21 protein-coding genes and 1 pseudogene are annotated in these 23272 nt (G+C 62.8%); 8 read left to right on the forward strand and 14 right to left on the reverse strand.

Going from position 1 to position 23272, the window contains the following annotated elements; all coding sequences use genetic code 11:
* Positions 1 to 66: 66 nt before the first annotated feature.
* Positions 67 to 1455: an FAD-binding oxidoreductase gene (locus B0G80_RS41395; RefSeq protein ID WP_116123295.1), complete on the reverse strand. Its 1389-nt coding sequence runs from the start codon at positions 1453 to 1455 to the stop codon at positions 67 to 69.
* A 352-nt stretch (positions 1456 to 1807) separates the two neighbouring features.
* On the reverse strand, positions 1808 to 2569 hold the full coding sequence (locus B0G80_RS41400; RefSeq protein ID WP_106277102.1) for a 3-oxoacyl-ACP reductase: 762 nt from the start codon (positions 2567 to 2569) through the stop codon (positions 1808 to 1810).
* A 1193-nt stretch (positions 2570 to 3762) separates the two neighbouring features.
* Between B0G80_RS41400 and B0G80_RS46275 the strand changes: the two genes are divergently transcribed.
* Positions 3763 to 4821 carry a hypothetical protein gene (locus B0G80_RS46275; protein WP_181920176.1) on the forward strand — a complete coding sequence of 353 codons (1059 nt, stop codon included), beginning with the start codon at positions 3763 to 3765 and terminating at the stop codon, positions 4819 to 4821.
* A gap of 425 nt (positions 4822 to 5246) precedes the next feature.
* Here B0G80_RS46275 and B0G80_RS46280 read toward each other — a convergent pair whose 3' ends face one another.
* From B0G80_RS46280 to B0G80_RS41425, 3 genes and pseudogenes are all read right to left on the reverse strand, one after another.
* Positions 5247 to 5726, reverse strand: coding sequence for a hypothetical protein (locus B0G80_RS46280; RefSeq protein ID WP_181920177.1), 480 nt, complete (start codon positions 5724 to 5726; stop codon positions 5247 to 5249).
* Between the two features lie 266 nt (positions 5727 to 5992).
* Entirely contained in the window at positions 5993 to 6685 is a 693-nt protein-coding gene (pdeM, locus tag B0G80_RS47575; protein WP_309568818.1) for a ligase-associated DNA damage response endonuclease PdeM, read from the reverse strand.
* Positions 6665 to 9295 (reverse strand): annotated as a pseudogene (locus B0G80_RS41425) (ligase-associated DNA damage response DEXH box helicase); the annotation flags it as partial. The gene pdeM and the pseudogene B0G80_RS41425, both read right to left, overlap by 21 nt.
* A gap of 218 nt (positions 9296 to 9513) precedes the next feature.
* Here B0G80_RS41425 and B0G80_RS41430 point away from each other — a divergent pair.
* The 3 genes from B0G80_RS41430 to B0G80_RS41440 all read left to right on the forward strand — a co-directional run bounded on the left by B0G80_RS41430 (position 9514) and on the right by B0G80_RS41440 (position 11349).
* Complete coding sequence (locus B0G80_RS41430; RefSeq protein ID WP_116123299.1) at positions 9514 to 10389, forward strand: carbon-nitrogen hydrolase family protein; 876 nt, start codon at positions 9514 to 9516, stop codon at positions 10387 to 10389.
* Positions 10386 to 10787 (forward strand): FKBP-type peptidyl-prolyl cis-trans isomerase, encoded by a 402-nt coding sequence (locus B0G80_RS41435; RefSeq protein WP_041759096.1) that lies wholly within the window; start codon positions 10386 to 10388, stop codon positions 10785 to 10787. Before B0G80_RS41430 ends, B0G80_RS41435 begins: the two co-directional genes overlap by 4 nt.
* 100 nt (positions 10788 to 10887) lie before the next feature.
* Entirely contained in the window at positions 10888 to 11349 is a 462-nt protein-coding gene (locus B0G80_RS41440; RefSeq protein ID WP_116123300.1) for a DUF488 family protein, read from the forward strand.
* 48 nt (positions 11350 to 11397) lie between these two features.
* On the opposite strand, the gene B0G80_RS41445 is transcribed toward B0G80_RS41440, so the two are convergent.
* Complete coding sequence (locus tag B0G80_RS41445) at positions 11398 to 11628, reverse strand: DUF2964 family protein (protein WP_106277115.1); 231 nt, start codon at positions 11626 to 11628, stop codon at positions 11398 to 11400.
* A gap of 335 nt (positions 11629 to 11963) precedes the next feature.
* On the opposite strand from B0G80_RS41445, the gene B0G80_RS41450 reads away from it, so the two are divergent.
* Positions 11964 to 13037, forward strand: a complete 1074-nt coding sequence (locus tag B0G80_RS41450) for a DUF6765 family protein (protein ID WP_116123301.1) — start codon at positions 11964 to 11966, stop codon at positions 13035 to 13037.
* Positions 13038 to 13064: 27 nt separating this feature from the next.
* Here B0G80_RS41450 and B0G80_RS41455 read toward each other — a convergent pair whose 3' ends face one another.
* Both B0G80_RS41455 and B0G80_RS41460 read right to left on the reverse strand, forming a co-directional pair.
* On the reverse strand, positions 13065 to 13301 hold the full coding sequence (locus B0G80_RS41455) for a hypothetical protein (protein WP_116123302.1): 237 nt from the start codon (positions 13299 to 13301) through the stop codon (positions 13065 to 13067).
* A gap of 57 nt (positions 13302 to 13358) precedes the next feature.
* Positions 13359 to 13670 (reverse strand): hypothetical protein, encoded by a 312-nt coding sequence (locus B0G80_RS41460; protein WP_116123303.1) that lies wholly within the window; start codon positions 13668 to 13670, stop codon positions 13359 to 13361.
* A gap of 583 nt (positions 13671 to 14253) precedes the next feature.
* Here B0G80_RS41460 and B0G80_RS41465 point away from each other — a divergent pair.
* The 3 genes from B0G80_RS41465 to cls all read left to right on the forward strand — a co-directional run bounded on the left by B0G80_RS41465 (position 14254) and on the right by cls (position 17011).
* On the forward strand, positions 14254 to 15093 hold the full coding sequence (locus B0G80_RS41465; RefSeq protein ID WP_116123304.1) for an H-NS family nucleoid-associated regulatory protein: 840 nt from the start codon (positions 14254 to 14256) through the stop codon (positions 15091 to 15093).
* 22 nt (positions 15094 to 15115) lie between these two features.
* Positions 15116 to 15601: a hypothetical protein gene (locus tag B0G80_RS41470; RefSeq protein WP_116123305.1), complete on the forward strand. Its 486-nt coding sequence runs from the start codon at positions 15116 to 15118 to the stop codon at positions 15599 to 15601.
* A gap of 147 nt (positions 15602 to 15748) precedes the next feature.
* Positions 15749 to 17011, forward strand: a complete 1263-nt coding sequence (gene cls / locus B0G80_RS41475; protein ID WP_116123306.1) for a cardiolipin synthase — start codon at positions 15749 to 15751, stop codon at positions 17009 to 17011.
* A 12-nt stretch (positions 17012 to 17023) separates the two neighbouring features.
* Here cls and B0G80_RS41480 read toward each other — a convergent pair whose 3' ends face one another.
* From B0G80_RS41480 to B0G80_RS41505, 6 genes are all read right to left on the reverse strand, one after another.
* A complete protein-coding gene (locus B0G80_RS41480) occupies positions 17024 to 17980 on the reverse strand; it encodes a hypothetical protein (protein ID WP_258879183.1) in 957 nt (318 codons plus the stop codon).
* Entirely contained in the window at positions 17974 to 18768 is a 795-nt protein-coding gene (locus B0G80_RS41485; RefSeq protein ID WP_116123307.1) for a MetQ/NlpA family lipoprotein, read from the reverse strand. Before B0G80_RS41485 ends, B0G80_RS41480 begins: the two co-directional genes overlap by 7 nt.
* Complete coding sequence (locus B0G80_RS41490; RefSeq protein WP_116123308.1) at positions 18765 to 19850, reverse strand: formylglycine-generating enzyme family protein; 1086 nt, start codon at positions 19848 to 19850, stop codon at positions 18765 to 18767. The genes B0G80_RS41485 and B0G80_RS41490 overlap by 4 nt, the downstream gene beginning before the upstream one ends.
* A 7-nt stretch (positions 19851 to 19857) precedes the next feature.
* Complete coding sequence (locus B0G80_RS41495) at positions 19858 to 21804, reverse strand: arylsulfatase (protein WP_116123309.1); 1947 nt, start codon at positions 21802 to 21804, stop codon at positions 19858 to 19860.
* A 158-nt stretch (positions 21805 to 21962) separates the two neighbouring features.
* On the reverse strand, positions 21963 to 22511 hold the full coding sequence (locus B0G80_RS41500; protein WP_116123310.1) for a hypothetical protein: 549 nt from the start codon (positions 22509 to 22511) through the stop codon (positions 21963 to 21965).
* Between the two features lie 112 nt (positions 22512 to 22623).
* The gene (locus B0G80_RS41505) at positions 22624 to 23271 is read right to left on the reverse strand and encodes a response regulator transcription factor (RefSeq protein WP_106277134.1); all 648 of its coding nucleotides are present in this window, start codon (positions 23269 to 23271) and stop codon (positions 22624 to 22626) included.
* Between the last annotated feature and the right edge of the window lies 1 nt (position 23272).

The raw sequence follows: 23272 nt of genomic DNA on the forward strand, positions 1-23272 counted from the left end.
TGGTGCGGCGCGCGTGGGCGGGGCCACGCGCGAATTGCCGGCGGCCGTCGCCCCGCCCGCTCACTACTACACCGACGGCCGGATGTTCTGGTTGTGACGGAACAGGTTGCGTGGATCGTAGCGGTTTTTTACAGCGACGAGGCGTTCGTAGTTCGGCCCGTACGCGTCGGCGACGCGTCCGCCTTCCTCTTCCGTCATGAAGTTGACGTAGACGCTGCCCAGCGCGAACGGCGCGGCGGCATCGAAAAATGCGCGGGCCCAGCCTACGCAGCGCTCGTCATCGCTCGCATCGTCCCAGCGGCCGTGCACGTTCATCGCGTACACCGTGTCGCGGCTCGAATAGGCGGTGGCTTCGACTGGCACGCTCCGGGTCTGCTCGCCGATCTGCCCGAAGAAAATCTCGCATTGCGGCGTCGGCAGGTTATCGATCGCGTTGAGCAGCGCGTCGATGAGGCCGTCCGGAATGTCGACCAGATTGTGCGATTTCCAGTAGTTGCGCGCGCCCGGCGTGAGCAGCGGGTCGAACGCCTGTTGCCACATGGCATACGGCATTGGGCCGAGATGTTCGCCGAGCGGCGTTCCGAAAGCGCGTACGAATTCCACCGTGGACGGACCGCTTTCGACGGCGCCGGTATAGCACATTGCGAAGACGATCACCGGCTTGCCGTGGACTTCGGGCGGCAGAAACGGCAATGGCGGCGCGAGCCGCAGCACGGCCCACACGCTCAGTTCCTTCGGCATCGCGGATTGCGCCGCGCGGTATTTCACCAAGGCGTCCTTTGCCTGCTCGATCGGCAGGACTACGAGGCCGCCGTAGACCAGCGGTCCGACCGCATGCAGCACGAACTCGAAGCGCGTGACCACGCCGAAATTGCCGCCGCCGCCGCGAATCGCCCAGAACAGGTCTTCGTGCGAATCGGCGCTTGCATGGACCAGTTCGCCTTCGGCGGTGACGACGTCGGCCGACACCAGATTGTCCACGGTCATGCCATATCTGCGGCTCAGCCAGCCGAAGCCGCCGCCGAGCGTCAGGCCCGCGACGCCGGTGGTCGAGTTGATGCCAAGCGGCGTGGCGAGCCCGAAGGCCTGCGCTTCATGGTCGAAATCGTGCAGCGTCGCGCCCGGTTCGACATACGCGCGACGCGCCGCGGGATCGATCTGCACCGATTTCATCCGCGACAGGTCGAGCACGACTCCGTCGTTGCACAATGCGCTGCCGCCGATGTTGTGGCCGCCGCCGCGAATCGCGAGCGGCAGGCCGTTCTCGCGCGCGAACGCCACGCCCTGGCGCACGTCGGCAACGCCCGCGCAACGCAGGATGATCGCCGGATGCCGGTCGATCATCGCGTTCCAGATGCTGCGTGCTTCGTCGAAGGTCGCGTCGCCGGGTAACAGAACCTGACCGCGCATGGCGGTTTTCAGTTCGTCGACGGCGCTGCTGGACACATTAACCATGGCTCAATCTCCTGAGATAGTGGGAGAGATTCGCAGAACACTATTCAGCTGACCAAAGCAAATTGGAAGTGTCCTGAAGGCTTGTTTGCGTCCAGTAAACGAGCCTGCCTTCTGAAGTCAAACCAAGGTAAACCCGCGTTTTTTACCGATTGAGCGCGCGGGCTGGCACGGCAAGCTTGCGGGAGCCTTGACGGTGGCGAAGCCCCGCCGGGCGCCACGGATGGTGGAAATGCTTCGGACAAAGATACTGCGGGAATGTGTTGGGTGCGCCGCTGCGTGGTGGGTGCGCAGCGACACTTCCCGGTCCGGCTCGCTCGCGCGTGGGAGCGCGAGCGAGTGTTCAGCAGATCGCCTAGCTCTTTACGAGGCCGCCGTCGACGATCAGATTCTGGCCGGTCACCGCGCGTGACCACGGCGACAGGAAGAACAGGACCGCATCCGCGAATTCTTCCGGTGTCGTGACGCGGCGCACTGGCGTGGAGCTCGCGATCAGGTCGAAGACGAATTCCGGCGTGGCCGCGCTCGCGTCGGTGGTGCGCAGCAGTCCGCCCGACACCATGTTCACCGTGATGCCGTCCGGACCGAGGTCGTGGGCAGCGGTGCGCGTGAGCGACAACAGCGCCGCCTTGGCCGCCGTGTAGTCGTGATAGGGAACGACGGGGTTCTGAAACAGATTGGTGCCCACGTTGACGATGCGGCCGAACCCACGCGAACGCATGCCGGTAACGGCCGCCTGAATCGTGTTGAGCGCGCCTTTGAGCGAGCCGTCGAGTTGCTGCTGGAAACGCGCCCAGGCGATGGAATCGATTTTCGGGCGAGCATCGCCATCGAACCGGAAGTCGGCCAGCGCGTTGTTGACCACTGACACGATGGGTTGGCCGGTTTGCAACTGCGCTTTGTCAAACAGGCGCGCGACGGCGGCCGCGTCCGTGACGTCCGCTCGAAGTGGCAGCACCCGATTGCCGAATTCCTCTTTCAGTGCGAGCGCCGATGTTTCGCTGTTGCGATAGTTGACGACCACACTCGCGCCTTCGCGCAGCAGTGCGCGCGTGATCGCCGCGCCGAGTCCGCGAGCGCCCCCCGTGACCAGCACCCATTGTTCGGATAGAAGCATCTTTTTCCTGTTGTCGATGGAGTTGCGATGCTCGTATTGTCGCCCGAATCGGAATTCACACCCGGTCCGTGCGATGGCGCATATATCGCTGACGAATTCATAAAGGGAGTGGCCGTGAGTTTGCGCGGCAGTCGGAATGCGCTGCGGGCCGAAAGTTTTATACGGCGAGTAGGGCGGCTGGTCCGATGACGGACTGCTTTTATTCACGCGACGGCCTTATGCGTTGTCGAAGCGCGGGGGCGATCATGGCGCTGGGCAAATAGTCCGAGTTGCGCCGTCTGTGTGATTGCACTCACTCCTGCATGGGCAACTTCTGTTTTGTGTTCGGATGCACACGTATGTTAGGCATTCGAACCATGGTTGCATGGTTAGTCTGATCACGTGGATTAAAGAAAACGTAAAAAATAATAGTTTGTACTGCGTATCTATGGACAAAAACTCTCTCCTATTTATAAAGCCGGTAATTGACGATCTCTGACAGTTCAGCTGCGCAATTCATCGTAAAAACCGTGGCGATATCGCACTGCGTGGGGTAACGCACGGTCGCTGAATGGCACTGCGCATAACTTCAACGTCCATCAGGCCCAGCTGTGCGTTTTCAAAATCGGGGTTCGCGCACAGCCGGTTGTCCTCTCTCGAATCACGTTGAATCGGACCGGGGTTTTCCGTGCGAGAGATGCCGAATGTCATGTGGTTTTAGCGTGACGCGAGGCGATGACGACCGGGCGTTGAGGTTTCATTTTTAACAGTGAACAGAGATTCGCTTGTTACCAGGGCCGGTCGCTAAAAAGCATATAGTTAGGAGAATGAAATGAAAAAGCAAAACGGGGACGCACTGGTGCTGGGGACGCGCCGGGCGGTATTCGCAGTTGCTGTGAGTCTGTATGCGGCGATGGCGGGTGCGCAAACTGATCCGTCCGTGTCGGCCGCGCCGTCGGTCAGTTCGAACGTGATGATGTTGGCGCAGGCGTTGCCGGATGATTGTGCGGGCACGCCCGGCTGCATCCGGCAAAGCAGAAGCCTCGTGATGCCTGGTGGAAGTGGATTCGCCGCGGGTGGGGTGGGGGCGGTAGCGGCCGGGGGCACGCAAAGCGGCGGCGGGACTTCGTCGACCGGGACGGCTACTGCGGGCAATAGCGGCGGGAGTGGTTCGGGCTCGTCGGGACTGGGTTCCGGAAGCACAGGGAGCGGCAGTGGTAACGGCGGAACCGGCACCGGAGGTGATGGCGGCAACGGCGGCGGCACCGGCGGCACCGGCGGGGATGGCGGTGACGGCGGCAGTGGAGGTGACGGTGGCAGTGGAGGTGACGGCGGTGACGGCGGCGGCCATGGTCATGGGCACCACGGTCATCATGGCCACCACGGCGATGGCGGTCATCATGGTGACGGCGGTCATGGCCACGGCCATGGAGGCGACGGTGATGGAGACGGTGGCCATGGTGATGGTGGTCACGGCGACGGTGGCCATGGTCATGGAGATGGTGGTCACGGAGATGGTGGCCATGGCGATGGCGGTCACGGAGATGGCGGTCATGGTCACGGTGACGGTGGCCATGGTGAAGGCGGCCACGGTGACGGTGGCCATGGTGACGGCGGTCATGGTGAAGGCGGTCACGGTGACGGTGGCCATGGTGAAGGCGGTCATGGTGAAGGCGGTCATGGTGAAGGCGGTCATGGCGACGGCGGTCATGGTGAAGGCGGTCATGGTGACGGTGGCCATGGTGACGGTGGCCATGGCGACGGCGGCCATGGAGATGGCGGTCATGGCGACGGCGGTCATGGTGAAGGCGGTCATGGTGACGGTGGCCATGGTGACGGTGGCCATGGCGACGGCGGTCACGGAGATGGCGGTCATGGCGACGGTGGCCATGGAGAAGGCGGTCATGGCGACGGTGGCCATGGTGAAGGCGGTCACGGTGACGGTGGCCACGGCGATGGCGGCCGTGGAGAAGGCGGCCATGGCGATGGCGGTCATGGCGACGGTGGCCATGGCGATGGCGGTCATGGCGACGGTGGCCATGGTGAAGGCGGTCACGGTGACGGTGGTCATGGTGACGGCGGGCATGGTGAAGGCGGTCATGGTGACGGTGGCCATGGCGACGGCGCTCACGGCGAAGGTGGTCATGGAGACGGCGGTCACGGCGATGGCGGCAAGGGCGGGAACGGTCCTGGGGACGGCGGTCATGGCAACGGTGGCCATGGGGAAGGCGGTCACGGCGACGGCGGCAAGGGCGGAAGCGGTGTCGGCGTAGGTGGGTCGGGCAATGGCGGTCCCGGCGCAGGCGGCCCCGGCAACGGCGGCAACGGTGGCTCCGGCAACGGCGGCAAAGGCGGCGGTCCCGGCGCGGGTGGCTCGGGCAACGGCGGTCCTGGCGCAGGCGGCCCGGGCAACGGCGGCAACGGTGGCTCCGGCAATGGCGGCAAAGGCGGCGGCCCCGGCGCAGGCGGCTCGGGCAACGGAGGCCCCGGCGCAGGCGGCCCGGGCAATGGCGGCAACGGTGGCTCCGGTAACGGTGGCAAAGGCGGCGGTGGTCCTGGCGCGGGTGGCTCGGGCAACGGTGGTCCTGGCGCGGGCGGCCCGGGTAACGGCGGCAACGGTGGCTCCGGCAATGGCGGCAAAGGCGGCGGTGGTCCCGGCGCGGGTGGCTCGGGCAACGGCGGTCCCGGCGCAGGTGGCTCAGGCAACGGTGGTCCGGGCAACGGTGGCTCCGGCAACGGCGGCAAGGGCGGCGGTGGTCCTGGCGCGGGTGGCTCGGGCAACGGCGGTCCTGGCGCAGGCGGCCCAGGCAACGGCGGCAACGGTGGCTCTGGCAACGGCGGCAAAGGCGGCGGTGGTCCTGGCGCAGGTGGCCCGGGCAACGGTGGTCCAGGCGCAGGCGGCCCAGGCAACGGCGGCAAGGGCGGCAGCGGTCCCGGCACGGGCGGCCCCGGCAATGGCGGCAACGGTGGTCCTGGCGCAGGCGGTCCAGGCAACGGCGGCAAGGGCAACGGTGGTCCTGGCGCAGGTGGCCCGGGCAACGGCGGCCCCGGCGCAGGCGGCCCCGGCAACGGCGGTAACGGCGGCAACGGTGGCCCCGGCGCAGGTGGCCACGGTCACGGCGGCGACGGCGGCAAGGGCGGAAATGGCCCAGGCGGGGGCAACGGAGGCCAAGGCCATGGAGGCGGCTTCGGCGGCGGCTTTGGCTCAGGCCACGGCGGCGGCTTCGGCGGCGGCTTCGGAGGCCACGGTGGCGGCTACGGCGGCGGTGGCGGAGGCCACGGCGGCGGCAACCACTAACGGAGCGACGTTCCTTCATCGCACGGAGGCCGGGAGACCGGCCTCCCTACCGATGCTAAACGGAGCGAGCGAACGACCATCGTCCGCTCGCTCCATCTTCAACCTCAGCAAACTGATCGCTCAAACAACCAGTACGAAATCCCGCGTCACACCACTTCAATCACCCTCTCCTGCACCACCAGAAAAACCTTCTCCCCAGCGACACGACCGTCCTCTCGCGTCCCTCCAGTAAAGCTCCCGAACGCAGGCAACACGCCGCCCGCCGTCCCGAACCGGAAACACGGAACCCGTACCGAATCGTTGCGCGTCGCAATCCGATACACCGGATGCACATGCCCCGCGAGCGCATACGCACCTTCGGCATTCTGCGGGTAATGACACAGCGCCCACGGCCCGACACGCCAGGGCTCCTGGACATACTCGACGTCGAGCGTCGCCGGCAGCGCGCCCGCATGGCGGTCGTGATTGCCTTCGACCAGCACGACCCGCAGCCGCGCATGCCGCGCGCGCCAGACGTGCAATGCGTCGAGTGTCTCGGCCGCGTGCGCCTCGCGCGCATGCAGCAGGTCGCCGAGAAACACCAGCATGGCCGGTTCGAACTCGGCGATCAAAATATCCAGGCGCATCAGGTTGTCGGCGGTTGAACCGATCGGCACCGGAATGCCGCGCGCGCGAAACACGGCGTCCTTGCCGAAATGCGCATCGGCGACGAACAGACAACGCAGCGCCGGATCGAACGCCGCGCGCAAGCTCGACAGCACGAGAGGATGCCCGGCAATCTCCACCAGCAACGAAGCCGGCTTCATGTGCGGGCCGCCCTTCTCGAGTTCGGCCAGCATCCGCTCGACGCGATCCGCGAGCTTCTCCGTGCTGACTTTTTCTCGCAGGCGTCCGACAATCAGCGGAAACGCGAATGGCGTCGGTTTTTTCGGCCGCGTGACGACCACGCGGCTCGCGTTCATGCGTTCGAGCGCAATGCGAATGCGGTGGGCGTCGAGTTCCTGCAGAAGCACTTCATCGTCGGCCTGATTGAGCAACAGATTGCCGCGATCGTGATTGCGAAAGATCTCGTAGAAGAGACCACTCGACGCCTGCAGTTGCCGCGCGCTTTTCTGCTGCCCGGGATGCCCCTGAAACACCAGCCCCGACACGCGCGCAATCTCGCGAAAACGCCGCATCGAGAGTTCGGAGGAATTGAGGCTGGCGAGAATGTCGTGATCCAGTTCGTTTGACGAGAGCAATCCGCTTTCGAGTTGCGCAGCCCAATCGAATGGTTGCGCGGACAACAGCTCGAAACCATAGTCGTTCATCGAAATAGAAAATGTACCGGGTTTTTCGCGCGCGACGCGCCATGCCAGCAGCGCGCCTAAACCGATATGCGCCGTGCGCCCGGCAAATGGATAGCAAAAGAAGTGGTGCCCTTCGCGCGATTTCACCAACTCCACCACCAGCACGCCCGGTTCGGGCAAGGCCGACCACTTCTGCTGCAATTCGAGCAGCGGCCGCACGGCGCGCATTTCGGGTTCGTCGTAGATGCCGGCGGCGGCGCGTGCGAGCATCGTCAGCGTGGCGTCCGCGAGTTCGGAGGAAAGCGGCATACGGCTGCCCGCCCATTGCGGCATGGCTCCGCGCGAGGAGGTCGCGCGCCGCACCCACGCGGTCATATCCTGTACGCGGATCAATTCGAGTGCACGTCCGCCGAAAGTAAATATATCGCCCGGTTTCAGCCGTGAAATGAACGATTCCTCGATCGCGCCGATCCGGCCGCCGGCAAGATAAGCGACATTCAACGTGCCGTTCGCGACGATGGTGCCGATATTGTTGCGATGCCTTCGCACCAGATCCTCGCGCGGCACGCGGTACAAGCCGTCGCTTTCGCGCACCACGCGATGATAGTCGGGATACGCGCGCAACGCCGTGCCGCCGCCTTCGACGAAGCCGAGCGCCCAGTCGAACTCCGCCTGCGTCAGTTGACGGTAGGCATAGGTGCTGCGAATTTCGCCGTACAGTTCGCGCGCCTCGAAACCGCCGCCGATCGCCACGGTGACGAGATGCTGCACCAGCACGTCGAACGGTTTCTCAGGCGTTTCGCGGCCTTCTATCTGACGCTTCTCGACGGCTTCGCGCGCGGCGGCGGCCTCGACCAGTTCGAGCGCATGCGTGGGCACGATCGTGACACGCGACGGCCGCCCCGGCGCGTGACCCGAACGGCCTGCGCGCTGCATCAAACGCGCGACGCCCTTGGGCGAGCCGATCTGAAACACGCGCTCCACCGGCAGAAAGTCGACGCCGAGATCGAGGCTCGACGTGCACACCACCACTTTCAACAAGCCGCTCTTGAGGCCACGCTCGACCCATTCGCGCACTTCCTGATCGAGCGAGCCGTGATGCAGCGCGATCAGGCCGGCCCATTCGGGCCGCGCTTCGAGCAGTGCCTGATACCAGACTTCGCATTGCGAGCGCGTATTGGTAAACACGAGCGAGGTCTGCGCTTCGCCGATCGCCTCGGCCACGGCGCCGACCTGGCGCATGCCCACATGACCGCCCCACGGAAACCGCTCAATGGTCTCCGGAATCACCGTATCGACGATCAGTGCTTTCGGCAGCGCGCCATGCACGCTTACGCGTGGCGTCTTCACGGACGCAAGCAGAACATCGGCGGCGAAAGACAGATTGCCGAGCGTCGCCGACAAACCCCACACCTGCACTTCAGGACGCCAATGCGCGAGCCGCGCGAGCGCGAGTTGCGTCTGCGTGCCGCGCTTGTTGCCGAGCAGCTCATGCCATTCGTCGACGATCACCAGCCGCACGTGTGCAAGCACATCGCGCGCATCGGGGCGAGTGAGGATGAGCGAGAGACTCTCCGGCGTTGTGACCAGCGCCGACGGCATGCGCCGGTTCTGCCGCGCGCGCTCGGCCGACGACGTGTCGCCGGTGCGCAAGCCGACGCTCCACGGCACGGCCAGTTCCGCCGCCGAACTTTGCAACGCGCGGGCGGTGTCCGCGGCGAGCGCGCGCATCGGTGTGATCCACAGCACTGTGAGCGGCTCCGGGTGCGTGCGGGGCGTGCTGCGTTTTCGCGCGCTTGACGTGGCTGCGAAGGCGGCCAGTGCGCCGAACCAGACGGCCCATGTTTTGCCGGCGCCGGTCGTGGCATGCAGCAAACCGCTCGCGCCGCGGCCGATTTCCTGCCAGACCTCGCGTTGAAATTCAAATGGTTGCCAACGGCGCGCCTCGAACCATTCGGCGAGTTTTTCGGAAAACGGGCGCTGCGCAGCGGCTTCGTCGATGGAAAAGGGCAGCGGCTCGAAGGCTGGTTCGCGTGCGTCGAGCCGCGCCTGCTGCTCACGGCTGCGCGGAATCCGGCGCGGCCGGGGTGCGCGGCGTCGCTCCGGCACAGCGGAAGGTGCCGGGACTGTGGTTTCGTCGGAGTCAGCCGGCTCGGTCATCGAAAGCGCTCTTTAGCATCGGATTCGCGTGTCGGCGAACAACTCGAAGGAGGGGATTTCCTATGTGGACCGCTAAACCGCTCAGGTGGTTCACCTCGAATCTTCGCACTTACATGTGGCGCGCCGCTCATGTTTAAATGCCGGGGCATTGCCTGCCGCGATCCAAGGTCGAACGCGCGCAGTCATAACGCAACAGTCCTTTCATCACGGAGCGCACGTTGAATCACACACAGGCATTGCTGCCGCAAACCTCATTGCGAATCGCGGCTGCACAGGCACAACCGGTGTGCGGCGACGTCGCGGCCAACATCGCCAGAACGGTCGAATTGACCGCTCTGGCCGCCGACGCCGGCGCAAAACTGGTGGTTTTTCCCGAGAAATTCCTGACCGGCTACGAACCCGACCTGATCGCCGGCGATCCCGCAAAATACGCTTTCGATGCACACGACGCGCGGCTCGAACCGATCCGGGCCATCTGTCGGCAGCGTGAAATCGCGGTCATCGTCGGTGCGGCGACGCGCGGCGAGGGCGGCCTGCATATCTCTTCCCTCGTATTCAGCCGTGCCGGCGCGCAGCTCGATTCGTATCACAAGCAATACCTGTACAGCAGCGAGACAAAGATCTATCGACCGGGCACGCAAGGCCGCATGCTCGAACTCGACGGCTGGCGTCTCGCACTCGGCGTGTGCTACGACTCGGGCTTTGCGGAGCATGCGCGGCATGCGGCGGTCAACGGCGCGCACGCGTATCTGGTGAGCGCACTCTTCAGCGTGCAGACCGGCTACCATCAGTCGCGCATCTGGTTTCCCGCGCGGGCCTTCGACAATACCGTGTACGCGTTGCTGTCGAATCATGTCGGCACCACCGGCGGCTGGGCCACGTGCGGCGCGAGCGCGATCTGGAGCCCGTCTGGCGACGTCATCGTGGAAGCGAGCCGCGAGCGTGAAGAAGTGATTTCCGCGCTACTCGATCCGGCCGTGCTGGCCGACGTCCGCGAACGCGAGACAGTGCTCGCGGACTTTCGCGCGCGCAGCGAGGCGCCCCATGCGATCCGTTACAATGAGGCGCACCACCCATCTGGAGACTCGCTTTGAAATCTATCGTTGCATTGGTCGCAGCTGCTCTTCTGTCTTCGACGGCAATGGCCGCCGCGCCCACCACCGAAAAACTGCCTTCCGGCGTCGTGGTCGAACACCTCACGCAAGGCACAGGAGCCCAACCGGCTGCCGAAGATGTCGTGAAGGTCAACTACCGCGGCACGCTCGCCAACGGTACTGAGTTCGATAGCTCGGCGAAACACGGTGGCCCGGCCACGTTCCCGCTAAATCGCGTGATTCCGTGCTGGACGCAAGGCGTGCAGAAGATGAAAGTGGGCGGCAAGGCCAAACTGACCTGCCCGGCTGCGACCGCTTACGGTGATCGCGGCGTCGGCGTGATTCCGCCGAATAGCGATCTGACCTTCGAGGTCGAACTGGTCGGCATCGTCAAATAAGCAGCACGACGTGAACTGAGACTGAGCCCCGCTCCGAATTTCGCAGCGGGGCTTTTCTTTTTCCGGGCACTGCGTCTGCCCACTGCCAGGTACTCCCGCAATGAAGCGCGAAAACAATGCCGTACAGGTGGCCAGCATCGGATTTACCGGCAAGACGGCCCAGCAATTTTTCGATCTGCTGAAAAACGCCGAGGTGCGGACTGTGCTCGACATTCGCCTGAGCAACACGTCGCAATTGGCCGGCTTCGCGAAGAAACAGGATTTGCCTTTCTTTCTCGACAACTTGTGCGGCGCCGCTTACCAGGAAATGCCTGAGCTGGCTCCGGAACCCGACTTGTTCAAGCGCTATAAGGCCAACGAACTGACGTGGGACGAATTCTCCGCGGCCTACGTCGAGTTGATCGCCAGGCGCCGGGTGGAAAGCAATCTGGAGGTCGATCTATTCCGCTCGGCGTGCCTGCTTTGCAGTGAACATTTACCTCACCATTGCCACCGGCGGCTGGCGCTCGAGTATCTGAACTCGCATTGGAATAGCCGCCTGAAAATTACCCACCTGTCGTAACTGCCCGTTCGATAGCGGCGTCTTTGCGCAACTGGAGAACGCCGGATTTCACTCGGACGGCGCGAAAAGCATCGAGATATAAACGATCGTGGAGACGACCGTAATGCCGACTCCGATGAAAACTTTGGTGCGATTGAATTCAAGTCCGCCGTTAATGGCCACGCAGATGCCCACCACGGACGCCAGGGTGCCGATCGTGGCCAGCAAGACGTGAAGCTTGCTGCGTATCAACTTGCGCCGTTCCGGACTGGCGCCTTCTTTCCACTTGTCGAGTTTCACGGGGATTGTCCTTTGCGTTAGCGTGTACTGCCCGAAGGTTTGGACGGGAGAGTGGTGCGGTCCGGTTATGCCCTTTCGCATTACGAATGGTTTCCAATGGCACACAGCATAGCCGAGCCGCCGGACAGTGCAAATAATAAAAGCGGAAAGATTGTTGCAAGTCTATTTGGCGGCGCGCGCGTAGCGGACTCGGCCCGAAACAGGGCGGCGAGCGTTTTTTTAAAGTCCTGGTGCGTTCGGTCGTCTACTATCTACTCACGCGCCGACACGGCATCCCCCTCGCTGCTCAGTCCAGAATCCCCGTCGTCATTCGTCGCGCTTCAGGAGCGCCAGCCATGAATATCGACTTTCACTACGGTGTCATCTATATTGCCGCCCGCGTGGCGGGGATGCCGGCCGACCACGCGATCACCGTGGCGCACGCCTGCCAATATGTGGACGATGCGACGACCGCGGGCATATTACGCTTCAAGGGCGGCGAGACGTTCGAACGCTTCGCCACCGCGCACAAGTTGTTCGATTACGCCACCACGGAGGACGACAAGAACCGGCTGGTGTGGACGCCCTTTCATTTTCTGCCGGCGGCCGAGGGCTCGACGTTGCACGAGAAGGCCGTGTGCCGGCCGGATAGCGCGGTCGCGCGTGAGGTGGTGCGGCGCGCCATCCTGCGCCGGGACACCGAAACGGGACTGCATCGCCTGGGCGTGACGCTTCACACGTATGTCGATACATGGGCGCATCAGGGGTTCGCCGGGATCGAAAGTCCGTGGAATCGGGTTCATCTGCTGGAGGCTCAGGACTGCACCCGCAAAGGCTGGTTCGCCAAACTCAGACTCGCCAGCGAGCACCTGCTCGAACACATCGAGGAGGATGTGCTGACCGTTGCGCTGCCCGTCGGTCACGGTGCTGCCTTGCACTATCCTGACCAGCCGTGGGCGAAATGGCATTACATCGACGGTAGAAACGAGTTCGTCCAGCGACACAATCTGCCGGATTTCGTGCAGGCAGCCGAAATGGCGTGCCGCGCGGTGCGTGCCTATCTGGCGGGTCGGCAAGACTTCGAGAACCTGCCCGGCATGCCGGACGATGTGACAGACGTGCTCACGAACCTGCTCAATACGAACCGGCTCGAGGACGACAACGATCGCTTGCGGCACATTTGCCGCGTCGTGAAGGCGGGCGGCATTCCGGGTTTGAAAGAGTCGATTCCGGACTATGTGCCAAAAGGTCCCGGCTCCTGGAAGTACATGGCCACCGGTTTGATGTTCGGCGACGATACCGGCGAGAAGCCCGAGTGGACGAACGCTTTTGAGAAAAGCGATTACCGTCTATTTCACGACGCGGTCAAACAGCACCGCTTCGTGACCACGCAGGAGATTCTGCCCACGCACGGATTGCGAATCGCCTGAACGGGGCGCGAGCGCCCCGAACCCGGGTTATTGCAATCTGGCCTGCTGACGTTGCGCAGCCTGTTCTTCCGCATGCTTTTTGGCCATATGCCGCCCGACCAGACAGCCGCCGACCGCGCCGGCCACCGCGTGATGTCCGGCATAGTGTCCCGCCACCCCGCCTACAACTGCCCCCTTCATGCAGCCGGCCGCGTTTGCCGTGCCGACTGCAGCCGAAGTAAGCGCCACCGCCGCGAGGGCGGTTCTGATGTAACCAGCTTTCATCTGAAAAGTACCGTGCAATTAAAGAGGGGTTCTAACATGGTGCTATACGGCCTCATTTCAATAGCCGTTCCAGTGCCGCTCACGCCATTCATGTTCGCGCCAGTGCTCGCGGCGCCATTCGCGTTCGCGCCATTCACGACGTTCGCGCCATTCGCGTGCGTGCCAGTCACCGTAGCCGTACCCGTCACCGTAGCCGCCGTAAACAACCGGCACCGGAGCCGGGCCCCGCGCGACATAAACGGGCGGCGGCGCTGCAACCACGCCGACTGGAATACCGACTCCGACCGCCACATCCACGTGTGCCGAGGCTGCCGACGATGCCGCCAGCACTGCCAGACCGAATACCGCGCCGATGATCTTCTTGTTCATTTGCCTTCTCCTTGCATATCGAAGTGCGGTGCTTCCGATTGCCCTAGGTTCACCCTTGCGGGTTTTCCAGAGCTTTGCGTCGAGTTACGGTTTGGAGTGTAGAAGGGCGGTCCGGACACAGGTGAAACAGCGCTGCGAGATTGGTAACGCGGGGTTACGACGCTGCCGCATAGCGCATTGCCTCGCGGGAAGCCCGCGTCTCATGGCTGAAAAAGTGTTTTTATAAGAGCGGGTGGACGTGCAAACGTACTCAGGCAATAAAAAATGTACTACTGCCCTTTGAATCTCCTAATGCTTGCCTATAGTAGAAGCGGCTCTTGCCGCGATGCACGGGGGCTGCCTTTCAGTGCGACACAATGCCGTCGTCGATCGCCGGCCAGGAATTGGAAGGACAGTAAAAGGGAAGGGAGAGTGGCAAAGAAAAAAGTCAGAAAAGTGTGGCGACGAAGTAAAGAACCCGAAAAGTTCGTACTCCACCGAATGCATGATCGACTCAGAGCCGTGTTTTTATAGTCACGCCGATCTGCCTTTCTCGCGTCATTCGTGGCATAGTTCGATCGATTACCACATAAGGAGCAATCAAATGCCCACATTAGAGCAAATCCAGGCAAAGCTTAAAAAGCTTCAGGCGCAAGCTGACGTCCTTCTGGCCAGGAAAGCGCAAGTCGCGGTCGACCAGATTCGTGATCTGATGCTCAAGCATGGCCTGACTACCGCGGATATCGAGGCCAAGGCAAAAGCCCGGCGCGCCGCGAGAGGCTTGAACGGCGGTGGCAAGGCGAAAGCCGTGAGCTCCGGTAAGTCATTGGCAAAGTACCGCGACCATAAAACCGGCGCGACCTGGACGGGCCACGGCCGCGCGCCGGGTTGGATTGCCGGCGTGAAAGATCGCGCGCAGTTCCTGATCGAAGGCGCGAGCGAACTGAAGTCGGCGGCGAAGAGTGCTGTCACCCAGGCGAAAGGCAGCAAAGGTCAGCCGAAAGGCGCGCAACCGCCCAAGTACATCAATCCGAAAACAGGCGCGACCTGGAGCGGCCGCGGCCCGGCGCCGGCATGGCTTGCCACCGTCAAGGACCGCACCAGATTCCTGATCGATAGCGCCTCGGCAACTGTGGCGGATGCGGGTCACAAAGCTGCGAAGAAGGCCGGTAAAGTGAAATCGGCGGCAGCTAGCGGCGTAGTGAGCAAGAAAGCCGCAGCCCGAAAAGTCGTGGCGAAGAAAGCAGGCGCGGCCAAAAAGACGGTTGCAAAGAAAGCCACTGCGGCAACTAAGAAAGTAGCAGCAAAGAAGGGCGCGGCGAAGAAGAGCGTCGTGGCCAAGGCAGCCAGGAAAGCACCGGTTCGCAAGGCCGCGGCCAAAAGAACCGTCGCGACGAGTGCCGCGGCCACGCCCGCAGCAGCGCCGGCGTCAGCCGGCGCATGAGCGCAACCGAGTCGTAAAGTAGATGACCCGTACGCTTGAATCAACCCAGCAGGAAGACCAGGTCGTCCTGCTGGACTCCGTTCCTTATCCGGCAGAAGATGCCGCCGAACCCTTTATCGTCGCGAGTGACCGCCGGGTCATTCTCTCTTATCCGATCGCGGAGTCCGACTTCGAGCGGTTCGGACCATTCGATCCCGACGACGATCCATTTTGCGCAGTGCTATTTCCGGACGCCGTATTTCATCGTCTGGGTCCGCCCGGCGACGCCGATCTCGAGATTCACCCGCTCGCCTCGCAGGGTCTCGCCGGCTATTCGGTTCATGAAGTCATGAATTCGTCGCTGGTGACGGAGCTTGCGGCGGTGGCATCGACAAGTCCCGCGCTGCGCCATTTCGTCATCACGTTTCAGGCCTCCACATTCGAATGCGTGGCGTCGGACTATACGGTGGTCGGTGTCTACGGCGCGGGCGAAATAGCCTCCCGGGAAGCGTTCTCACTAGTCAGGTAACGGGATGGAGTAGCAAGGTGCGGGCCTGCATTGGGCACGCGCAATGCGTCCTGCGTTCGTCGTAAAGGCCGGGCCGAGGTCCGGAATGTTCGTCAAACCGCAGGACGCGCACGCGACACGTCCCGCCTATTAGCATCGAGGCCACGCATGCTGACGATTCCGATTACTGCTTTCGTCACGCTCGTCATCATCCTGGTGATTGCCAATTTATCGAGCGGCGAGAAGAAGATCGAGCATAAGATCGATCGCCTTTACGCGAGCGACGATCCGCAATTCCTTCGCTCAATGGGTCTGCTGCTTGGGCCGCCGGTCATTTCGGGCAATCGCTTCGAGATGCTGCTGAACGGCGACCACATTTTTCCCTCGATGCTGGAAGGCATCCGTTCCGCACGTCGAACGATTACATTTGAAACTTTTATCTATTGGTCCGGCGAGATTGGCGAGCAGTTTGCGCAGGCGCTCGCGGATAAAGCGCGCGAGGGCGTCGCGGTGCATGTGCTGCTCGACTGGGTCGGTTCGTCGAAAATGGATAAGCGCTATTTGGATATGCTTCGCGATGCCGGCGCGGAAGTGATTCAGTATCACAAGCCCCATTGGACCGGTCTGGGCCGCATGAACGATCGCACGCACCGCAAACTGCTGGTGATCGACGGCCATATCGGCTTTACGGGCGGTGTGGGTATTGCGCCGGAGTGGACCGGCCACGCCCAGGATGAAAAGCATTGGCGCGATACGCATTTCCGCGTGGAGGGTCCGGTGGTTGGCCACATGCAGGCCGTATTCATGGACAACTGGGTCAAGGCAACCGGCAATGTGCTGCACGGCCCAGCGTATTTTCCCGATGTCGAGCCAATGGGCGACGGCCTCGCGCATATGTTCAGCAGCTCGCCCTCGGGCGGCAGCGACGACATGCAGTTAATGTATCTAATGGCGATCACGGCGGCGACGCACTCCATTCATCTGGCGAGTGCCTATTTCGTTCCTGACAAGCTGACCATTAACGCGATCGTCGAGGCGGCGAAACGCGGCGTGAAAGTGCGGATCATCATGCCCGGCAAACGGATCGACACGCATACCGTGCGGGAAGCATCGCGCGCGTGCTGGGGCGATCTGCTCAAAGCGGGCGTGGAAATGTACGAGTATCAGCCGACCATGTTTCACTGCAAATTGCTGGTGGTGGACGAATACCTGGTTTCAGTCGGCTCGACCAATTTCGATAACCGTTCGTTCAAGCTCAACGACGAAGCGAATCTGAATATTTACGACCGCGACTTCGCCAGGCAGCAGACCGCCGCTTTCGCCGACGATATAAAGAAGTCGCAACAGATCACGCTCGAAGCATGGATGCATCGGCCATTTACGGAAAAGCTGATCGAGAAGTTTGTCCCGCTGCTGGATTCGCAGCTCTGACGAATCTTCTGATTACCGACCTGCGCCAGAGAGATAGGCTTCGATAGGTGATAGAGAAGGGCGCGCGCCGCTTTCCACTTCCATGGCAGGCAGCGGTGTGCCAAGAAGCGCTTTTGCACGTTGATATGCAAGAGCGAATCCGCGCAACTCCTGTGTCACGGGACGATCGTCCAGGCGGCGTCGCAACAGCGCTTGCTCGATACTGCGGTCGATCAGCGCAAGTTGACTGTCGATATAGTCGACGCATAACTGTCGGCAACGCGACGAAGTACTCGCGACGGCCAATAGTGCCGGCACAATCGAAATCGTCAGAAAGCCGCCGGCCGGAATGCGCGCCAACGCGGCGGGCGAATCGAACAGGTCTTTGCGGAGCGATTCGAATACGGTACGGCCCCACACCTCGCGTTCTCTTTCGAGCGCGCGGCGGCGGCGCGCCAAAGCGTCCGTCGCATTCGCGTCTTTTATCTCGCCGTCCGCGGTCATTAGTACGGCGTCCGCGCGCTCACCTTCCTGAATGCAATCGGTGCCGAGGTACGCGGCGCTCTGATTGCGTCCAGCTAACACGAGATGTTGCAACGTATCCGGTACGAGCGGATCGAGCGGCACCACTTCGCACGTGACCGGTTTGCCATTCAGATGGATGGCGCAGCGTCCGTCGTCAGCGAGTGCGGGGCAGCGTGCCAGTGGAGGGTAATCGTAGCCCTGCGTCATGATGCTGAAGACGTCGCCGGTTCGATAGAGCAGCGTGTCAGCGATCGAATCGAAGGCGGCGATATCGGCCGCGTCGAGCACGGTTTCATGCCGACCCACGCGCAATCGCTCACCCACGCGCCTGCGCGGCACGCGGCCGATCGCAATACAGCCGATGATCCGGTCGCGATGCCGGAACAACTCGGGCAGTGCCATGGCCGGCGGACTATTGCAGCATTTGCCGCACGCCGTGCACACGAACGAGAAAGCGTTCACCACGGCCGTCGCACCGAGTCCTGATAGCGCGTCAGAATGAAATGCGCGACGTCGAGCGAATGGTAAGCGGCCACCAGTTGCGCAACCCAAGGCTGAGTGCGGTCGGCGTCTCGCACCGTCAACACGTTGGCGTAGGGCGAGCGCGCATCTTCGAGACCGAGGCTATCGCGCGCCGGGTAAAGACCCGCGCGCGCCGCGTCGTCGCTATCGATCACGGCGAAGGCCACGCTATCTAGCGTGTCGAACAGACGTGCGCGCGGCACCTGGCGGATCCGCAGATTCAGCCGGTTGCTCGTGATGTCGGCGAGAGTCGCGTGAAGGCCGGCCGTGTCCCTGAAAGTCAGCAACGTGAAGTTCTGTAGCAGGATCAGGGCGCGCGCAGTGCCTTCCCGGTCGTCAGGAATCGCGATCGTCGCGCCGCGTTGCAACTGGCCAAGATTCGTCAGTTTGCGCGAGTACAAGGCGATGGGAAACGTCACGGTGGTGGCGACGCTCGTCAGCGCAAAGCCGTGCTGTTTGCGCTGGGCGTCGAAGCGTGGCTCGTCCTCGAAACTCGCCGCATCGATCTGCTTCGCGGCGAGCGCGGCGTCGATACGTTCGGGCTGATCGAATACGACCACGTCCAGCGTGAGGCCGCGACTGGCCGCCACGCGGCGCACTTCGTCCATGATCTCGGCATGCGTGCCCGGACTCACACCCACTTTGATGACTTGCGGCGCGGCGGCTTGCACGTGCTGAACCATCGAAGCAGCGACCAGCAACGCCGCCGTCACGAATCGCCGAGCCTTCATGACGCGTCCCTCAACACCGTGCGAAAACCGATATGCGACGCCGGCAAATCCGCTTCCTGCTGTTCGCGCGACGCGGCCCGATAGCGCACGCAATAGTCGCGCGAGCACAGGAACGAGCCGCCTTTGATGACCATCGGCGTGTCGTGTTTGCGGCTGAGCGGTGCGACCGCCGCGGTGTCGCCGTTGGTGTGCGACTGGTGCGGACCCGTGTAGACGTCCCTGGTCCATTCCCATGCATTGCCGATCATGTCGTAGAGTTTGAAGTCGTTGGCGGCATAGCAGCCGACGGGCGCGAGACCGACGTGACCGTCCTCATTCGTATTGAGCACGGGGAACACACCTTGCCAGTAATTCGCGCTCGGTTTGCCGTGTTCGTCGCGCGGCGCGGTGTCGAGGTCCGCGCCTTCGCGGCCTGCTTTGCCCGCGTATTCCCACTCGGCCTCGGTGGGCAGATCGCGGCCCAGCCAGCGTGCGTAGGCGAGCGCGTCGGCTTGCGTGACCATCGTCACGGGCTGATTCTGACGGCCTTCGAGCGTACTGCCGGGTCCGGTCGGATGATTCCATGCGGCGCCTTTCACCCATGTCCACCATGCGAGATCGCGCGCGTTCATCTCGTCTCGTGTCGGCGTGTGAAACACCACGGCGCCGCCCTGGCGCTCCGAATCGCTGACGTAGCCCGTCGCCTTCACGAACGCCGCGAACTGCGCATTCGTCACATCGGTCTGATCGATCCAGAAACCGGCGACGCGCGTCTTGCCGTCGCCGGCGGGACGCTCGTCTTCGTAACCGAGCTTGCTGCCGAATACGAAGTCGCCGCCACGCAGATGCACCATACCGGCTTTCGGATCGTCGCGCCAACGCGAGGGTAAGCCGGCGTAGCGCTCGCATTGCTGCTCGGAGCCAAGTGCGGCCAACGGGCGCGACGTGTTGAGTTCATCGAACGCGCCTTGCTTGCCAACGCCGCTAAAGACCGCCGAAGCGGCCGTCGCGGCGGTAAAAGCGGCGGCGAACGCGACCGTGGCGATCGCGGCGTAGATGCTGTACAGCGTCGCGTTGCTCTTCAAACTGAATCTGACGGTCATTGCGTGCTCAGTAGTAACCGTGCGGACGCAACGGTTCCACGCCGCCGACGCTGCTCATATAGCTGTTCCACTGCTGCACGAGACCGTCGATCACCGAGGGATTCTGCGTCGACACGTCCTGCGTTTCGCCGCGATCGGCGCTCATGTCGAACAGTTGCCAATGACCGTCCACGGGGCCGAGCGGCGGTTCCGTCCACAACGCTTTCCAGCGGCCGTCGGCGCTGCGCAGATAGCCGCGGCCGTAGGCTTCGTCGCCGAACGACGCGGTGTGCACCGCGCTCGTCGCCTGATCGTTCAACAGCGGCAGCAGCGACTGCCCGGTGACCGGATACACGTAGCGGTTGTTGTAGACCACCTTGCCCTTGTTCTGATCGACGCCGGTGAGCGTATTGATGAGCGGCGGCGCGGCCTGCGTTGGCGGCGAGATCTGTGCGACGGCGAGGAACGTCGCGGTATTGTCAGCGACGTGCGTGAAGTCGCGCAATGTCGGCTTCTGTGTGGTCTGACCCGGCAGATGGACGATCAACGGCGTGGACACGCCGCCTTCGCCCGAATAACCCTTGGTCAGACGGAACGGTGTGGCGCTGACTTCGGCCCAGCGCAACCCGTATTGCAGACGTTGTGCGTTCTGCTTGCCGTTGTCGGTGCCGAGTGCCGAGTAAACCGGATCGGCGGCGTTGGCGGTGTCGGTCGCGGTCGGGTCGGCGCCGGAGTCGATCGGCCAGCCTTCCGCGCCGTTGTCCGACTGGAACATGATGAAGGTGTTGTCGTACTCGCCGATATCCTTCAGGTGCTGGATCAGCAGGCCGATGTTGTGATCGAGATTCTCGACCATGCCCGCGTAGATTTCCATATATCGCGCCTGGGCCTTCTTCTCGGCGGGCGAGAGGCTCGCCCATGTCTTGTTCACCGTGCCCGCGCCATAGTCGGTATAGCCTTGCGCCGCGCTATGCACGGCGCTCACGTACTTCGCGTTCACCGTGCCGTTGGTCGCCGTGGCCGCCGTGGCGACGAGCGTTTCCGATGCGCCGCCGTACGGCACGAAGTCGTTCGGAATGATGCCGAGCGCTTTTTGTCGCGCGATGCGCGCGTTGCGGATCGCGTCGTAACCGGCATCGTATTTGCCGGCGTAGTTGTGCAGATAAGGCTCGGGTACTTGCAGCGGCCAGTGCGGCGACGTGTAGGCTGCGTAGGCGAAGAACGGCTTGCCGTCGCCCTTGTTCGAATCGATGTACGAGATCAGACGCTGCGTATAAAAGTCGGTCGAATAGAACACTGCGGGGCTGCCACCCACGCCGCCCGGTTGTCCCGGCTGACCGGGCTGCACGTATTTGCCGTCTTCGGTGTAGTTCCGCGAGTTCGCGGGTTCGTGCGCGAAGTGATTGGTCGCGGCGCCGCCAAGCAGTGCATAGCTATGTTCGAAGCCCCATTGGTCGGGCGTTTGTCCGCCGCCCGTCGTGCTGCCGACGATGCCCGAGCCGATATGCCATTTGCCGGCCATGTACGTGTGATAACCGCCGTCCTTCAGCAGTTGCGCAACGGAGAGCGCGCGATCGTTCAGATAGCCCTCATAGCCAGGCAGACCTTTGCGCTCATCGGTCGGCACGCCCATGGTGCCTTCGCCGACCAGATGGTGATCGGTGCCGGAGATCAGCATGGAACGCGTGATCGCGCAAACGGTGCCCGTGTGGTGATTCGTCAGGATACGGCCCGATTGCACTAGCGCGTCCAGATTGGGCGTGTTGATTTCGCCGCCGAACGCGTGGATGTCGGAATAGCCGAGGTCGTCGGCCATGATGTACAGAATGTTGGGGCGCTTCTGGGCGACTACGGGTGTGGGCGTCGGGCCGGGCAGATTGTCGTCGCCGCAGGAGGCGAGAGCGATGAGACTGGCGACGGCGGCGCCGATCATGCGAGGACGAAAAGAAGGGCGCAGCGATCGTTGCGTTGTCATTGTTGTGCGGACCGGATATGTCGGGCCGCCGATGGTAGCAATGACGCCAGAACGCCCAAAGTTCGATTTCTGCGTTGCTTTGTTCGATTGCCGATATAGGCGTTGCAGCGTGATAACGGGTATCAGCCAAGCACCGCATTTAGCCTTTGAGCGTAGATCTAGTTGCCTGGATTGAGCACGGGCTTGTCCGGATTCGCAAGCGTTTTGTAGGGGAGTTGTACGGCGTGCGGATTGGTGACGGTATCGTCGATCACACGTTCGACGTCCGCGGTTTTCGCGAGTTCGGTGAGGAAGCTCTGCTTATCGAAGCCCGGCGCAACGCAGCCTTCCACGTAGATGAAGCGGCGTTGCAGCGTCAGCCAGAGCGTCGACTGTTCGCGCCAGTGCGTGGCGAAATTGATGTTGGTGAGGCGACGCTGCACCGCCTCGGCGATTTCCACGTCGTACAGATAGGCGTTCGATAAACGGCAGCGGCCTTCCACCCAGCAACTATTGCCGCGTTCGATCCGATAATGGCTGTCGTCGAGCCATTCTTTCTCGGTTTCGAGCGGCCCCAATGGCACCGGACAATCGCCGATCGCTTTGGAGATCTGAAAGAACGGATCGTGGCCGCGATTGACGCGCGCCGGTTCGGCATGGGCGTGAATGGCAGTTGCGGCGAAACAGATCAGCAGACTCGCTAGCCGCAATGGGATCGTGCGTTTCATCCTCATCAGCTCCAGGCGTTGGGCGTTGAGTAGAGTGGACGGAACGATAGCAGTGGTTGAGTGTATGCAGCGCCGATTATGCGACGATCGCTGATCTTCATCACTCAGGTATTCACCGGTTCGTGCGCCGGTTTTCGACCGCGAACTTGATCAACTCGGCCTGGCCTTCAATATCGAGCTTGCGTTTCAGATTCAGCCGATGCGTTTCCACCGTGCGCACGGAGAGATCGTTGCGCTGGGCGATCTGCTTACTCGACAACCCTTCGGCAAGCGCATCGAGAATGTCGCGCTCGCGCGGCGTGAGCCGTTCGACGGGCGACTGCATCGCCGAAGCCTGAATCAGACGCGCGCCGAGTCCCGCGCTGAAAAACTGTTTGCCTTCGAGCACCGCGCCAATGGCCTGGATGATTTCGGTGGAGGGCGAGTCCTTCAGCACGTAGCCGCTCGCGCCCGCGCGTACCGCCTGGGTCACGTACTCGAGATTGTCGTGCATGGACAGCATGAGCACGCGAATTGCCGGGAAGCGCTCGTGAAACATGCCGGCCAGCGCGATGCCGCTCATTCCGTTCATGCCTACATCCATCAGCACGAGCTGGGGCTCCGCGCTCGCGGCGAGGGCGAGCGCTTCCTGCGCATTGCCCGCTTCGCCGACCACTTCGAGGTTGCGCACCGCTTCGAGCCGCGCGCGCAAACCGTCGCGCACGAGCGGATGATCGTCGACGAGAATCAGACGGGCGATAGCGGGTGAGGCGTCGTTCATG

The organism is Paraburkholderia sp. BL6669N2, from assembly GCF_003387275.1.
Taxonomy (GTDB): domain Bacteria; phylum Pseudomonadota; class Gammaproteobacteria; order Burkholderiales; family Burkholderiaceae; genus Paraburkholderia.

Bases quoted from the DNA above. Each gene is read 5' to 3' on its own strand.
- B0G80_RS41465 (WP_116123304.1), top strand. From the start codon at position 14,254: ATGCCCACATTAGAGCAAATCCAGGCAAAGCTTAAAAAGCTTCAGGCG.
- B0G80_RS46280 (WP_181920177.1), bottom strand. From the start codon at position 5,726: ATGGCCTTGGCCTCCGTTGCCCCCGCCTGGGCCATTTCCGCCCTTGCC.
- B0G80_RS41495 (WP_116123309.1), bottom strand. From the start codon at position 21,804: ATGACAACGCAACGATCGCTGCGCCCTTCTTTTCGTCCTCGCATGATC.
- B0G80_RS41470 (WP_116123305.1), top strand. From the start codon at position 15,116: ATGACCCGTACGCTTGAATCAACCCAGCAGGAAGACCAGGTCGTCCTG.
- B0G80_RS41460 (WP_116123303.1), bottom strand. From the start codon at position 13,670: ATGAACAAGAAGATCATCGGCGCGGTATTCGGTCTGGCAGTGCTGGCG.
- B0G80_RS41450 (WP_116123301.1), top strand. From the start codon at position 11,964: ATGAATATCGACTTTCACTACGGTGTCATCTATATTGCCGCCCGCGTG.
- B0G80_RS41500 (WP_116123310.1), bottom strand. From the start codon at position 22,511: ATGAAACGCACGATCCCATTGCGGCTAGCGAGTCTGCTGATCTGTTTC.
- B0G80_RS41485 (WP_116123307.1), bottom strand. From the start codon at position 18,768: ATGAAGGCTCGGCGATTCGTGACGGCGGCGTTGCTGGTCGCTGCTTCG.
- cls (WP_116123306.1), top strand. From the start codon at position 15,749: ATGCTGACGATTCCGATTACTGCTTTCGTCACGCTCGTCATCATCCTG.
- pdeM (WP_309568818.1), bottom strand. From the start codon at position 6,685: ATGCTGGCCGAACTCGAGAAGGGCGGCCCGCACATGAAGCCGGCTTCG.
- B0G80_RS41490 (WP_116123308.1), bottom strand. From the start codon at position 19,850: ATGACCGTCAGATTCAGTTTGAAGAGCAACGCGACGCTGTACAGCATC.
- B0G80_RS41395 (WP_116123295.1), bottom strand. From the start codon at position 1,455: ATGGTTAATGTGTCCAGCAGCGCCGTCGACGAACTGAAAACCGCCATG.
- B0G80_RS41440 (WP_116123300.1), top strand. From the start codon at position 10,888: ATGAAGCGCGAAAACAATGCCGTACAGGTGGCCAGCATCGGATTTACC.
- B0G80_RS41505 (WP_106277134.1), bottom strand. From the start codon at position 23,271: ATGAACGACGCCTCACCCGCTATCGCCCGTCTGATTCTCGTCGACGAT.
- B0G80_RS41400 (WP_106277102.1), bottom strand. From the start codon at position 2,569: ATGCTTCTATCCGAACAATGGGTGCTGGTCACGGGGGGCGCTCGCGGA.
- B0G80_RS41455 (WP_116123302.1), bottom strand. From the start codon at position 13,301: ATGAAAGCTGGTTACATCAGAACCGCCCTCGCGGCGGTGGCGCTTACT.